Origin of the sequence: Nocardia amamiensis, assembly GCF_015477605.1 — a bacterium.
Classification (GTDB): domain Bacteria; phylum Actinomycetota; class Actinomycetes; order Mycobacteriales; family Mycobacteriaceae; genus Nocardia; species Nocardia amamiensis_A.
Genome location: NZ_JADLQX010000007.1, coordinates 60,164 through 73,706 on the forward strand (window position 1 = coordinate 60,164; position 13,543 = coordinate 73,706).

A 13,543-nucleotide genomic window follows, 5' to 3' on the forward strand; every position below is an offset into this window, starting at 1 on the left:
CACCGATAGGACGACCTGTCCCCTATGCCGGTTTGCGGGGTCGATGCGACCAGGAAGACCTGTCGCTTTACAGTAGTGCCCGAGCGTGGAAGTTGGTCCCAGTCAGACAGCAGATCGGCGCATGGCAGAACATCAGTGGACCGTCTCGCGAAGGGCACTGCTTCGTGGCACGGTTGTGGCAGCGGTGGCAACGGCGGGGGGACTGACGGCGGGTGCGCCGAGACCCGCGCCGGTGGCGGCGAGTCCTGGTGGTCCGCGGGTCGCGATTCTCGGTGGCGGCGTCGCCGGTCTGACCGCGGCGCATGAGCTAGCCGAGCGTGGATTCCGGGTCACCATCTACGAAAGACGCGCATGGGGCGGCAAGGCCCGCAGCGTCGGTGTGCCGGGCACCGGAGCGGGGGGACGGCCAGATCTCCCCGGAGAACACGGATTTCGCTTCTTTCCCGGCTTCTATCAACACGTGCCGGACACCATGCGCCGAATCCCCTTCCCAGGTAATCCGAATGGCGTCTGGGACAACCTCGTCGCGGTGCCGGAGGCGCGCTTCGCCCGGCGCGGCGGCGACGACTTCCGCGTGCCGCTCGGTCCGCGCGCCCGCGCCGGCTTCACCCCGGAAGGCTTCCGGGAGACGCTCGGCGCCGCCCTGGCGACCACGCTGAAAATGTCGCCCCGAGAAGGGATCTACTTCGCCGAACGCCTGCTGGTCTTCAATTCCAGCTGCGATGCCCGCCGCCTCGGTCAATGGGAGCAGACCTCCTGGCACGACTTCGTCGGCGGCCACGCACGCTCGCACGAGTTCCGCGCGCTGCTGTCCCGCACACTGACCAGCATCATGGTCGCCGCGAAGGAGAACCTGGCGAGCGTGCGCACCATCGGCACGATGGGCGAGCAGTTCCTCGGCAATCCCTTCGAGATCGGCAACGACGGCGGCCTGGACCGCGTGCTGAACGGCCCGACCAACGCGGTATGGATCGAGCCGTGGATGCGGCGAATCCGCGAGCTCGGCGCGGAATTCGTGCTCGGCACCGAAGTGCGCGGGCTGGAGGTGCGAGACGGCAGGATCACCGCCGCCCGCGCGGTGGACGGAACCGGCGCCGAGCGGACCATCGAGGCCGACTACTTCGTCGTCGCGCTGCCCGCCGAGCGGGCCCGCACACTGTGGTCGCCGCAGGTGCTGGCGGCGCGGCCGGAATTGGCCGCGATGGACCAGCTCGTCACCGATTGGATGAACGGCATCCAGTTCTACCTGCGCCGACCAGCCGACATCTCGCGCGGCCATACCGCCTACATCGACGCGCCGTGGTCGCTCACCTCGATCAGCCAGAATCAGCTGTGGCGCGGCAAGCTCAGCGAATTCGGCGACGGCAGCGTGCAGGACTGCCTGTCGGTGGACATCTCCGACTGGAACACCCCCGGCATTATGTTCGGCAAACCCGCCAAGGAGTGCACGCACGAGGAGATCGCTCGCGAGGCGTGGGCCCAGATCAAGGCCCACCTCGACGATCGCGGTGAGCTGCTGCGCGACGCCGACCTACACTCCTGGTTCCTCGACCCGGGCATCAGCTGGCAGGAGGGACCGCGGCGCAATGCCAACGCCGACCCGCTGCTGATCAACACGGCCGGTTCCTGGAAGTATCGGCCCGACCCGCACGGCGCGCTGGAAAACCTGTTCCTGGCAGGCGATTACGTGCGCACGAACGTCGATCTGGCCACCATGGAAGGCGCCAACGAATCCGCGCGCGCCGCGGTGAACGCGCTACTGGACGTGGCCGGTTCGAACGCGGAGCGCTGCCGGTTGTTCACGCTGTACCGGGCGCCGGAACTGGAACCGCTGCGCCTGATCGACGCCGACCGTTACGCGGCCGGGCAGCGAAACATGTTCGACGTGCCGGTCTGATCCCAGCCAGGCGATCGATCCGCACCCGCCGGAACGGAATTCGATCGCCATATCGTCCCGGGCGGTGCTTGAATCGGAGTATGCCCGAGAGCACCGACCCGAACGAGATCACCGACCCGGCGGACCTGCGGCAGTTGCTCGGCGACGTGATGCCTCGCGCCGCCACCAAGGAGCGCGTCGCCCTGCACGCGCGGGACCGGGAGTGGATCGCGAACTCCCCGTTCCTGGTGATGAGCACCAGCGACGGCGACGGCAACTGCGACGCCTCGCCGAAGGGCGATCCGGCTGGGTTCGTGCGCGTGCTCGACGACACGACGCTCGCCATCCCGGAGCGTCCCGGCAACCGGCGCGCCGACGGCTACCTCAACATCCTGGGCAACCCGCACGTCGGCCTGCTGTTCCTGATCCCGGGCCGCCGCGAGACGTTGCGGATCAACGGACGAGCCCGGCTGGTGCGTGACGCGCCCTACTTCGACGACATGGTGGTGCGCGGCCATCGCCCGATCCTCGCCGTCGAGGTGGACATCGAGCAGATCTTCTTCCACTGCGCCAAGGCGTTCATCCGCAGCCATCTGTGGGAGCCGGAGCAGTGGCCCCTCGACACCCTGCCGAGCGCAGCCTGCCTGGTCAAAGAGGTGCAGACGAATATCACCGAGACGGTCGAGGAGCTGGAGCGCTACTACTCGCCGGAGAACTACGAGGCGAAGCTCTACCGCGACTGAGCCGGGTGGCCCACGCCACTGGACCGCGCCGCGCCCGGATCGCGGGGCGAACATAGACTCGCGACGTGGCAGACATATCGGTGCGCGGACGGCTCGCGCTCGCGGCGGCGGGTGCGGCGTCCTGGGCCTCGCAGAAAGCGGGTCGCGGCAAGGGTTCGATGATCGGCGGCCTGATCGCGTTGAAGATCGATCCGACGGTCATGGACCAGCTCGGACGGCAGCGGCGCACCGTGCTGGTCACCGGCACGAACGGCAAGTCCACCACCACCAGGATGACCACCGCGGCGCTCAGCACGCTCGGCCAGGTCGCGACCCAAGCCGACGGCGCCAACATGGACGCGGGCATCGTCGCCGCGCTGAACGCCCACCGGCGCGCGCCACTGGCGGCGATCGAGGTGGACGAACTGCATCTGCCGCACGTCACCGACTCGCTCAACCCCTCGGCGGTGGTCCTGCTGAACCTCAGCCGGGACCAGCTCGACCGGGTCGGCGAGATCAACATGATCGAGCGCAAGCTGCGCGCCGGGCTGGCGAAGCACCCGGCCACCGTGGTGATCGCGAACTGCGACGACGTGCTGGTCACCTCGATCGCCTACGACCACCCCAATGTGGTGTGGGTGGCTGCGGGCAGCGGCTGGGCGATGGACGCGACCAGCTGCCCGCGCAGCGGTGAGCCGATCATCTGGGAAGGCGCGCACTGGCGCAGCACCGGCGCGGACTTCGAACGGCCAGAACCGGATTGGTCGCTGGACGGCGACGATCTGCTCGGTCCCGGCGGCGCGCGTTTCCCGTTGCGGCTGGCACTGCCGGGACGGGCCAATCGCGGCAATGCCGCACAGGCGGTGGCCGCCGCCGTCGCGCTGGGCGCCGATGCCGCGCAGGCTGTCGCGGCCGCGGGCACGGTGCGCGAGATCGCGGGTCGCTACCGCACCGTGCAGGTCGGCGAGCACGACGCGCGGCTGCTGCTGGCGAAGAACCCGGCCGGGTGGCAGGAGGCGCTGTCGATGATCGACCCGACCTCGGCGGGCCTGGTGATCGCGGTGAACGGCCAGGTGCCCGACGGCGAAGACCTCTCCTGGCTGTGGGACGTGCGGTTCGAGCACTTCGAAGGCGTGCAGGTGGTCGCGGCGGGCGAACGCGCCACCGACCTCGCGGTGCGGCTGACCTACGCGGGCGTTGCGCACACCACGGTGCCCGACCCTGTGCGCGCGATCGCGTCCTGCCCGGCGGGCCACGTCGAGGTGCTGGCGAACTACACCGCGTTCCGCGACCTCAACCGCGACCTCGAGCAGCGGACGGCATGAGGGATACCGCGGAGGGCTCCGCACAGGCCAGAAAGGACACACTATGAGTGAATCGACCATTCGCATCGGCCTGGTTCTGCCGGACGTGATGGGTACCTACGGCGACGGCGGCAACGCGCTCGTGCTGCGCCAGCGGCTGCGTATGCGCGGCTACGACGCCGAGATCGTCGATATCACGCTGCCCGACCCGGTGCCCGATTCGCTGGACATCTACACCCTCGGCGGTGCGGAGGACTCCGCACAGCGATTGGCCACCCGGCACCTGCAGCGCTACCCCGGCTTGCAGCGGGCGTCCGCGAAAGGCGCTCCGGTGCTGGCGATCTGCGCGGCGATCCAGGTGCTCGGCCAGTGGTACGAGACCTCGGCGGGCGAGCGGGTGGACGGCGTCGGCATGATCGACGTCACCACGTCGCCGCAGACCAAGCGCGCCATCGGCGAGGTGACGACCACTCCGCTGCTCGACGGGCTCACCGCGGCGCTCACCGGCTTCGAAAACCACCGCGGCGGAACCAAACTCGGCGGCGACGCGACCGGCCTGGCCCGGGTCTCCCGTGGGGTCGGCAACGGTGTCGGCGACGGTCTGGAGGGCGTCGTCCAGGGTTCGGTGATCGGCACCTACATGCACGGCCCCGTCCTGGCCCGCAATCCCGAACTCGCCGACCTGCTGCTGATGCGCGCCCTCGGCGTCACCGAACTGGCTCCCCTAGACCTCCCCGAGGTCGACCAGCTCCGCCGCGAGCGCCTGCGCGCCTGAGCGAAGGGCCGGTCGAGAATCAGTTATCGGTTCGCCACAAGATCCACTCGGGGTTCATCGACCAGTACCCCAGTCGTCCACCGAGGGTCTCGCCGACATCGCTCATGGTGTCGTCGTCGATCTTGCCGAGCGCGGACACCGACACGACGTGCACCAACCAGCGGCCCCTGTGCCCGGCCGGGCCGAGGTTGACGCAGACCGAAGGACGCAGGCCGGCCGCTTCGAGCGTGTCCCAGGCCCGGCCCAATTCGTCGGCGGTCGGACGATTGTTCACCCACTCGACCGACTCCAGGCCGCCGATCAGCGAGTGCCATCTGACCGGCGCGTTGAGCTCGCAGACCCACGGGCCGGTCTCGGCCTCGGGCACATCGATGCCGTACACCTCCGGGTGCCACCGCCGTGGTTCGGCGGTCCACGGCCGCAGGATCAGCCACAGCGCATCCGGGAGACCTTCCGCCCGGATCTGCTCCACCAGCTTGCGCAGGTGCTCATGCGAGACGTCCGGCCGGAATCCGAGCTCGTCCGCTGCCCACGTGTCGGTCATGTGCTCGCTGTTCATTCGTCCCCATTCCGGCGTCAGTTCCCGAAAACTCCGGCTGGCGCCACGGCGTCGCCGGACGGTCGACTACGGGTTACCTACGATGCTTCCACAGTTCCCGCTGCCCGCACGCCGAGAGCGGAGGGTGTGACCAGCCAGACAGCGGGCCGGGCCGTGCGCGCGGTGATCACCCGTCGACCTCGGAAACGTCCACGGAGACGGTGATGGCGCTGTCTTTCGCGTCGGTGTAGATGATGCCGCGCAGCGGAGGTACGTCGGCGTAGTCGCGGCCCCACGCCACCGTGACGTACCGCTCGTCGCCGAACTGGTCGTTGGTGGGATCGAAGTCGATCCAGTGGCCGGTGCGGTCGTGTTCGCCGGAGCCGGGCAGCCATACGGACACCCAGGCGTGGGTGGCGTCGGCCCCGACCATCCGCTCCTTGCCCGGGGGCGGATCGGTGGCCAGATAGCCGGATACGTATCTGGCGGCGAGACCGTGCGACCGCAGGCAGGCGCAGGCGAGCCGCGCGAAGTCCTGGCAGACGCCCGCGCGGGCGGCGAACACGTCGGCCACCTTGCTCGACACCGTCGTGGCTCCGGACATGTAGGTGAAATCGGTGAAGATGCGGGTGTTCAACTCGGCGACCGCGTCCAGCAGCGGCCTGCCCTTCCGGAGGGACTCGGCGGCGTACGCGACGATCTCCGGAGTGATCTCCCGCGGGTGCAGGTCGAGGGTGAACTCCGTGGCCAGCGGTCCGTTCGCACCGGTCGGACGCGCAACTTCCCACAGCTGCGCGGTAGCGGCCGGATCGCGAACGGGCACGTCGACCTCGACCAGGGACGCACCGGTGACGGCGAGGATGCGGTGCTGGGTGGTGACGTGGAAAAAGGAGGTGGTGTTGCCGTACACGTCCGCGCCGACCGACCGGTCCGACGGCGCCGGTTCGATGTGGATGTCGTGTGCCAGCAACCGTTGACCAGGCAGGTCACGCGGCGTCAGAAACGCGCGTCCATACGAGCTGATGACCTCCCCGGAATACGAATATGTGGTGCGGTGCTCCACCCGATAGCGCCGGGCCGCGCCGCCGACGATCATCCGACGACCTGCGCGCTGCCCCAGAGCGGCTGAATGCCGACCGGCAGCGACAGCGTGGTGGTCTCGAACGACTCGGACAGCTTGCGCAATCGCACCTGCACCCCCTCCAGGAGCTCGGCCAGTTCGGTGCGCCGATCGTCCGTGTCGGTGACTTCGAGGTCGTCGGGGTCCAAGCGCCGCAACATGCGTTGCGCGTCCGCGAGTAGCCGCCGCGGGCGCGACGATCGCGCCGCGCCGGGCAGCGCGCGGAAATCGGCGTCGAGGCGGTCCAGTTGATACGCCAGCGATCGCGGGTTGCCGGTGTCGAACAGCAACAGCCCGGCGACGGCGGCGATCCGCACCGAATCCCGGTGCCTGCGTCGGTAACTCACCGACGACTCCGCGACCCGCAGCACCCATTCGGTGACCTCACGCTCGGTCTCCTCCGGATATTCTTGGACCAGCGCGGCCGACAGCAGTGCGGTCAGCGTGAGTCCGCGCTCGATGCGTCTGCCGATGTCCATGACGTACCAGCCGGGTTCACGCACCAGCGACTCCGCGTCGATGCCGGACAGCGCGAGCAGACCGGCCAGGGTCAGCGAATGCACCTGCGAGAGCTCCGCCTCCTGATCTCCGGCCGTTCCTCGGTAGTCGGCCAGTGCCCGGTCGACCGCGCTGAGGATCATCCAGGTGTCCACCGACAGCTGGTCGCGCACGGCTCGCGCCGCGATGCCGTACCGGTCGACCGCGAAGGCCAGCGACCCGGGCAGCTCCCGGTCGATGGTCAGCGCGACGAGGTAGTCGTGTCCCTCGCGCGAGGCCGAATCCTGCTGCGCCGCAAGTTCTTGCGCCTCTGGACCGATCGTCCCGTCGGTCGGCGCGGCGGTGGCGGTGGTCCGGCCGACGGCGGCCAGGAGGACCGGCAGCGCGTCCGCGCCCTCCAGCCAGGGACGGTAGCGGAACTCCTGATAGCGCTCGTGCGTGGCGATCAGCAGGCGCGCGGCGGCCTCGGCGCGCTCGCCGTAGCGGCCCATCCAGAACAGATCGTTGAGGACACGCGGCGAGCTGATCGCTTCCACGACCGGGACGGTGGGCCGTTCGCGTTCCTCACGCGGCGGCTCGGTGCCGACCGCGGCGGCGGTCGTCGGCGCGGCCCGCACCCAAATGTCTTTGGCGGCTACCTTGATCACCGCGCGGTCGGGCGCCACGCGTCCACGCACCTGGCCGAGACCACCGGACATCACGGTGTAGCCGCCGCGCCGGGCCAGCGAGAACAGCCGCATACCGACCGGAGCCGCGGCGAGACCACCACGCTCACGCACGGCGGGCGCGATCGAGAACTGCGCCGGTTCCTGACCGACCCACTGCCATCCGCACGCGTCGATCCGTGCGGTCAAGTCGGCACGCTGCTCCCGGCTCAGTTCGGGCCCGAGCAGCGTGGCGCCGTCGATCGCCGAGCGGATGATCAGTGTGTCCAGATTCGCCAGCAGGTGTGCGCGCTCCCGGTCGTCGCCGCCCCAATACGACGGCGCGCTCTCCAGCAACAGGTCCTCCCCCAGCAGCGAGCGCGAGAGCCGAGGCAGGAACCCGGACAGCGCCGGATTCTCCAGCAGCCCGCTGCCCAGCGTGTTCACCACGGTCACCGCCCCGCGCCGCAGCACCTCGACCAGTCCCACCACGCCGAGCCGGGAATCCGGGCGCAGGTCGAGCGGATCGGAGAACTCGGCGTCCACCCGCCGCAGCACCACGTCCACCCGCTTCAGCCTCCCCAGCGACCGCATCCACAAGGACCCGTCGCGCACCACCAGATCCGCGCTTTCCACCAGCGGAAAGCCCAGCGTCGAGGCGAGATACGCCTGATCGAACGCGGTCTCGGAATGCACGCCTGGGCTCAGCACCACGATCACCGGCTCGTCGTCGTCGGCCTGTGCCGACTCGATCAGCATCGCGCGCATCGCCCTGGCGAAGGGCGTCAGTGGCCGCGGATTGGCGTGCTCGAACGACTCCGGGATCGCGGTCGCCACCACCCTGCGATCGGCCAGCGCGTACCCGCCGCCGGACGGCGCCTGCGCCCAGTCGGCGATCACCCGGAACCGGCTGTCGCTCCAGCGGCTGAGGTCGCAGGCGTGCAGGAACAGCTGATGCCGCCCAGGCACGGTGATGCCGTGCGCGGCTCGTACGTAACCGCCGTTGCCGAACACGACTTCCGGCGCGAGCAGTCCCGAGTCGAGCGTCCTGCGTGGGCCGTAGATGTCGGTGAGCAGTTCGTCGAGTACCCGGGAACGCTGTTCCAGGCCCGCCTCCAGCCGGGTCCAGTCGTCCGCGGAGACCAGCAGGGGGATCGGGTCGAGGCGCCACGGGCTCGGTGCCGTGCCATCGGCCGACGCGCCGGCCTCGAAATAGGTGATGCCGTCGTCGTCGACCAGCCTGCGCACCCGGCTGTCCAGCCGGTCGAGTCCGTCGCTGCCGAGGTTCACGAAATCGGCGGACAGCGCCCGCCACATCGGCCGCACTTTGCCCTCGGCATCGACCAATTCGTCGTAGTAACCCGCAGTGGGCCTGCCGCATTCGTCGTAGGCGGCGGTGTCGACACCCTCGGCGCGGTAACGCGCGAATTGCTCGCGCGCATTCGCACCGGTCGCCGTCTCCTGCGGCTCATCGGGCACCGCCACCGCGCCGACCTCACTTCCGCCATCAAGGATGCTAAACAGTCGCCGGAAATCTCTATCCGTTCCGATCGAACGCGTATCGAGCGGCACCGGCGCACTGGAATCGGTGGACTGTGCTGCCATTTTCGCACGTAACAGCCCTGGGAGCAGAGAGGTCGGGGAGCGAGACCCGCCACAAAGAAAAAGTTGCGACATGATTGCTGAATGATCGAGAAAGTGCGGCAACACGGGCCACAATGGTCTCGCCGCACCCATTGCGGCGCCGATATCACCGAATGACAACTCCTATCTCTCCAGGAGGTCACATGCGCACAACAGATTGTTCGTCCTGCGATTCCGCGTTCGACCACTGCCACGGAACCTTGATCGTGCATGCGGGCCGGATTTCCGAATGCACCGACGACCGGTGCATTGATCCCGCTCATGCTCGACACGACTTCGTCATCGATTGCGGCGATCTCGCGGGCGGCTGCCGGTGCACGGAAGGCGACGCGACCCGTCGGCGGGTTTTCGCAGTTCCGTACCCTGGCCGAGGTGAGCTATGACCACGTGTTGCTGCCTTCCGGTGTCGCGTCGTCGATCGCGCAGGTCGACGCCTACCTGACCACCCAGCAAGGCATCCCCGAGACCGGGGTGGTCGCGCAGATCGCGGCCGAGCTCAACAGACGCAACGCGGAGCTACCCGAAGAGGACAGTTTTCTCAGCACTGTCCCGGTGGGCGGCGCCGCGACCGGCGCGGCGCTGTACGTACCGTGCCCGTACGACGCGATCGGCTTCGTGCGCCACCTGCTGTTCGAACTCGCGACACCACTGAACTACGCCGTCTACGACCCGCAACTGGCCTGGCTGATCGATCCCGCCGGGCACATCCCGGCCACCGTCACCCACGGCGGCGCGGGCGAGTTCCCTTATCTCACCAAAGCGCTTGCCGAGCAGTGGATTCCCGAGCTGAGCCCGCCGAACCCATACCTCGTCGTCGAGCGCGGCGAGCAGTTCTATATCCAGACCTACCGCGAGAACACCGGCGTCTACACCGTCGAGTACCGGGACGGCTCCTCCGACAAGCACTTCGGCACCACCGTCGCCGATCCGGCCACCGTAGCCGCCGTCATCTGGGACTGGGCCAACGACAACCGGACTCGCTTCCCCGGCCTCCCTTGGTCCCGCGTCGAACTCTGAACCGCCCACAGCCGCGTGTGCTTCCGCTCCGTGGCAGCCCGATCACTGGTTCTGGGTGGCAAGACGGCCTGCGAGGGCGACGAATGAAGCGCCGAACGCTCGGCGCATCCACGTCACCACGGCGGGGCGCGAGATGACCTGGTCGCGCACCGCCGCCGCGCAGGCGCCGTAGATCGCGAACACCACGAAGGTGGCGAGCATGAAAATTCCGCTGAGTTCCAGCATGCGCGCCAACGCGTTCGGCGCGCCGCTGGGCACGAACTGGGGCAGGAACGCGAAGAAGAAGATGGTCAGCTTGGGGTTGAGGATATTGAGCAGTACCGCGGAGGTGACCACCTTGCGCGCCGAAGGTGCGGCGTGCCCGGTCTGCTCCGGGACCGCGAGCGCGCCCTTGTCCCGGAACGTGGTCCACGCCATGTACAGCAGGTAGGCGACGCCGAGGTATTTCAGCGTCTGGAACGCGACCGCGCTGGCGTTGAGCACCGCGGCCAAGCCGGTGATCGCCGCGACCATGTGCGGAACGATGCCGAGCGTGCAGCCGAAGGCGGCGATCACACTGGCCTTGGCGCCTCGCGACAGACCAGCCGCGAGTGTGAACAGCACACCGGTACCGGGAGTGGCGACGATGACGAGCGTCGTCAGCACGAATTCGATGCTCATCCCCGACACAGTAACCCACGCTCGCCGCGGCGCAATCCCTTTGCGGCTCGCGCGATCGGCGGCTACAGCGCGCGCCGCCCGGACAGTGCGCGACCGAGGGTCAGCTCGTCGGCGAACTCCAGGTCGCCGCCCATCGGCAGGCCCGAGGCCAGTCGGGTGACGCTCAGGCCGGGAAAGTCGCGCAGCATCCGGACCAGGTAGGTGGCGGTGGCCTCGCCCTCGGTGTTCGGATCGGTCGCGATGATCACCTCGGTGACGTCGACGCCGTCCTCCTGATTCGCGATGCGCGCCAGCAACTCCCGGATCCGCAGCTGATCAGGGCCGACACCGCTGAGCGGATCGAGCGCGCCGCCGAGCACGTGGTAGCGGCCGCGGAACTCCCTGGTGCGCTCGATCGCCTGCACGTCCTTGGGCTCTTCGACCACGCAGATCATGGTGCGGTCCCGCCGCGGGTCGGCGCAGATGCGGCACAGCTCGCCGTCGGAGACCGTCCCGCAGACCACGCAGAACCGCACGCCGTCGCGCACCTTCTGCAGTGCGGCCTGCAACCGATCGATCTCCGGCGGCTCCACCTGGAGCAGATGAAACGCGATGCGCTGCGCGCTCTTCGGACCGACGCCGGGCAGCTTGCCCAACTCGTCGATCAGATCCTGGACCGGACCCTCGTACAACTGCTACCTCGGCTCAGAAACCGGGCAGCGAACCGCCGCCGAAACCCCCGGACAACGGCCCGAGCCGTTCCGCGGCGAGACGCTGCGCGTTCGCCATCGCGTCGTTGACCGCGCCGATCACCAGATCCTGCAAGGTCTCGATATCGTCGGGGTCGACGGCTTTCGGGTCGATGGTCAGCGACACCACCTCACCGGTCGCCTTGATGGTGACCTGGACCAACCCGCCGCCCGCCGCGCCGTCCACTTCACTCGCCGCGATCTCGGCTTGGGCTTCCATCACCGCCTGCTGCATCTGCTGCGCCTGGGCGAGTAACTGTTGCATATCGAACTGACCACCTGGCTGCACGGGAGGGTCCTCTCTGGAGAAGGTGTCATCGGCCAGCCTAGTCCTGCCGCACCGGATGTCCGGCGCGGCCCGATGGTCCGAGGTGTTCGAAGCGTTGCCGGTAACAGGTTGGGTAGTTCCCGTGAAGAGAGATCGCGCTCGTCCTAGCATCGAACTGGGTCGGCGACCGAGGCGGCGAGTCTGGAGACAGCGATGAGGGCGTACCGTTTTCTGGGCAGCGTGCTGCTCACGTCGATCCTTCCGGGCGTCTTTCTCGTCGCCGCGAGCCCGGCGGCATCCGCCGACGCCGCGGCCGCAGCCGAAGTCCCCGGCGCGGAGGTCATCGACGCCGAGCCCGCGGCTTCCGCCGATGCCGAGGTGCTCGACGCGGAAGTCATCGATGCGGAAGCCGTTCCTGCCGTGGCCGACTACGGCGGTGGCTGCGTTCTCTACCCGGCCGACAAAGCGGCCACCATCGCCTCGCTGCGGTTTCGCTGCTCGCCGGAACAGCAGGACGCCATCTTCCGCGACGCGCCGCTCGGCGCGGTCCCGATGGGCGTGAAGGCCGGCTGGGTGACCCGCCCGCCGATCATGCAGTCTCTCGCGCCCCCGTTCTGGATCGGCAAGACCTTCTACACCGGACCGGACGGCGGCTACCTGATGAACCGTCTCACCGGCGCAGGCATCGAAGGCTGGCGTGCCGACGTCTACGCCGCGCCTGCCCTCACCGACGGCGGCCCCACCTGGGCGCTCAACTACACACCGTCGCCGTCGCCGCAGGTGTACGACGAAATCCGCGAGGTCACCCCGGGCGTGTGGTTCGGCTACTCCTGGTGGCGCGGCGCCTTCCAGACCACCCTGCTGCTGACCTTCGCCCTCGCGTAGCGCCGGATGCGGTTGACCCTCCTGTCACTGGAGGGTGTTGGCTGAGGCCATGACGGCGACCGTCCCGATCGGCGAGTTCTCCAGGCTGAGCCACCTCAGCGTGAAGACCTTGCGCTACTACCACGAGATAGACCTGCTCACTCCGGCCGGAATCGACGCGAGTTCGGGCTATCGGCGGTACTCGACCGCACAGGTGGAGCAGGCGCAGCTGATCCGGCGGTTGCGCGCATTGGACATGCCGCTCCCGGAGATCCGCGCCGTGCTCGCCGCGCCGGACGAGAACGCCCGCGACGCCGCGCTGCGCGCACATCTGACGCGCATGGAGGAGGAACTGATCCGCACCCGCGCGGTCGTGGCGTCCTTGCGGTCGCTGCTGACGCCCGCGGCGCCGATCACGGTGGAGCATCGCACGGTCCCGGCCTTCCCGGCCGCCGCCGTCAGTGCGATCGTGGCGCGCGAACACATCGGCGAGTGGTGCGGCTCGACGTTCCGGGCGCTGTACGAAGCACTGGCCGCGGCCGACATCGCGCCCGCGGGTATCAGCGGCGCCACATTCGGCACCGAGTTCTTCGAAGAGGACGAGGGCGAGGTGGTCACGTTCGTCCCGATCGCCGATACCGGCATCGTGCTGCCGCAAGGGCTTTCGGCCATCGAGCTGCCCGAGCGCCGTTTCGCCGTCGCGGTGCACGACGGTCCGTTCGACGATTTCGATCGCACCTACGGCGCGCTGGGCAGTCATGTCGCCGAGCATGACGTCGCCCTGCCGGAGCCCATTCGGGAGATGTACCTGTGGGGCCCGGACCAAGCCGACGATCCCACCACCTACCGGACCGAAGTGTGCTGGCCCATTGCCCAGCCATGAAC

13 protein-coding genes are annotated in these 13,543 nt (G+C 68.8%); 7 read left to right on the forward strand and 6 right to left on the reverse strand.

Going from position 1 to position 13,543, the window contains the following annotated elements:
- Nucleotides 1-121: 121 nt before the first annotated feature.
- The 4 genes from IU459_RS11475 (at nt 122) to IU459_RS11490 (ending at nt 4,677) form a co-directional block, all read left to right on the forward strand.
- Nucleotides 122-1,897 (forward strand): hydroxysqualene dehydroxylase, encoded by a 1,776-nt coding sequence (locus IU459_RS11475; RefSeq protein WP_195129476.1) that lies wholly within the window; start codon nt 122-124, stop codon nt 1,895-1,897.
- A gap of 80 nt (nt 1,898-1,977) precedes the next feature.
- The gene (locus IU459_RS11480; RefSeq protein WP_195129477.1) at nt 1,978-2,619 is read left to right on the forward strand and encodes a pyridoxamine 5'-phosphate oxidase family protein; all 642 of its coding nucleotides are present in this window, start codon (nt 1,978-1,980) and stop codon (nt 2,617-2,619) included.
- A 65-nt stretch (nt 2,620-2,684) separates the two neighbouring features.
- Nucleotides 2,685-3,923, forward strand: a complete 1,239-nt coding sequence (locus tag IU459_RS11485) for a MurT ligase domain-containing protein (protein ID WP_195129478.1) — start codon at nt 2,685-2,687, stop codon at nt 3,921-3,923.
- 43 nt (nt 3,924-3,966) lie between these two features.
- Nucleotides 3,967-4,677, forward strand: a complete 711-nt coding sequence (locus IU459_RS11490; protein ID WP_195129479.1) for a type 1 glutamine amidotransferase — start codon at nt 3,967-3,969, stop codon at nt 4,675-4,677.
- Between the two features lie 19 nt (nt 4,678-4,696).
- Here the strand turns inward: IU459_RS11490 and IU459_RS11495 are convergent, their stop codons facing one another.
- The 3 genes from IU459_RS11495 to IU459_RS11505 all read right to left on the reverse strand — a co-directional run bounded on the left by IU459_RS11495 (nt 4,697) and on the right by IU459_RS11505 (nt 8,962).
- Entirely contained in the window at nt 4,697-5,221 is a 525-nt protein-coding gene (locus tag IU459_RS11495) for a hypothetical protein (RefSeq protein WP_195129480.1), read from the reverse strand.
- Between the two features lie 181 nt (nt 5,222-5,402).
- Nucleotides 5,403-6,311: a transglutaminase family protein gene (locus IU459_RS11500; RefSeq protein ID WP_195129481.1), complete on the reverse strand. Its 909-nt coding sequence runs from the start codon at nt 6,309-6,311 to the stop codon at nt 5,403-5,405.
- The gene (locus tag IU459_RS11505; protein ID WP_324198836.1) at nt 6,308-8,962 is read right to left on the reverse strand and encodes a circularly permuted type 2 ATP-grasp protein; all 2,655 of its coding nucleotides are present in this window, start codon (nt 8,960-8,962) and stop codon (nt 6,308-6,310) included. Before IU459_RS11505 ends, IU459_RS11500 begins: the two co-directional genes overlap by 4 nt.
- Nucleotides 8,963-9,493: 531 nt before the next feature.
- Between IU459_RS11505 and IU459_RS11510 the strand changes: the two genes are divergently transcribed.
- Nucleotides 9,494-10,138 (forward strand): hypothetical protein, encoded by a 645-nt coding sequence (locus IU459_RS11510; RefSeq protein WP_195129483.1) that lies wholly within the window; start codon nt 9,494-9,496, stop codon nt 10,136-10,138.
- 42 nt (nt 10,139-10,180) lie between these two features.
- Here the strand turns inward: IU459_RS11510 and IU459_RS11515 are convergent, their stop codons facing one another.
- The 3 genes from IU459_RS11515 to IU459_RS11525 all read right to left on the reverse strand — a co-directional run bounded on the left by IU459_RS11515 (nt 10,181) and on the right by IU459_RS11525 (nt 11,815).
- On the reverse strand, nt 10,181-10,798 hold the full coding sequence (locus IU459_RS11515) for a LysE family translocator (RefSeq protein ID WP_195129484.1): 618 nt from the start codon (nt 10,796-10,798) through the stop codon (nt 10,181-10,183).
- Nucleotides 10,799-10,860: 62 nt separating this feature from the next.
- Entirely contained in the window at nt 10,861-11,469 is a 609-nt protein-coding gene (gene recR, locus IU459_RS11520) for a recombination mediator RecR (RefSeq protein WP_195129485.1), read from the reverse strand.
- A gap of 13 nt (nt 11,470-11,482) precedes the next feature.
- Nucleotides 11,483-11,815: a YbaB/EbfC family nucleoid-associated protein gene (locus IU459_RS11525; RefSeq protein ID WP_195129486.1), complete on the reverse strand. Its 333-nt coding sequence runs from the start codon at nt 11,813-11,815 to the stop codon at nt 11,483-11,485.
- Nucleotides 11,816-12,007: 192 nt separating this feature from the next.
- Here IU459_RS11525 and IU459_RS11530 point away from each other — a divergent pair, with 192 nt between their 5' ends.
- Both IU459_RS11530 and IU459_RS11535 read left to right on the forward strand, forming a co-directional pair.
- The gene (locus IU459_RS11530; RefSeq protein ID WP_228837769.1) at nt 12,008-12,679 is read left to right on the forward strand and encodes a hypothetical protein; all 672 of its coding nucleotides are present in this window, start codon (nt 12,008-12,010) and stop codon (nt 12,677-12,679) included.
- 49 nt (nt 12,680-12,728) lie between these two features.
- Entirely contained in the window at nt 12,729-13,541 is an 813-nt protein-coding gene (locus tag IU459_RS11535) for a MerR family transcriptional regulator (RefSeq protein WP_195129487.1), read from the forward strand.
- Nucleotides 13,542-13,543 lie beyond the last annotated feature (2 nt).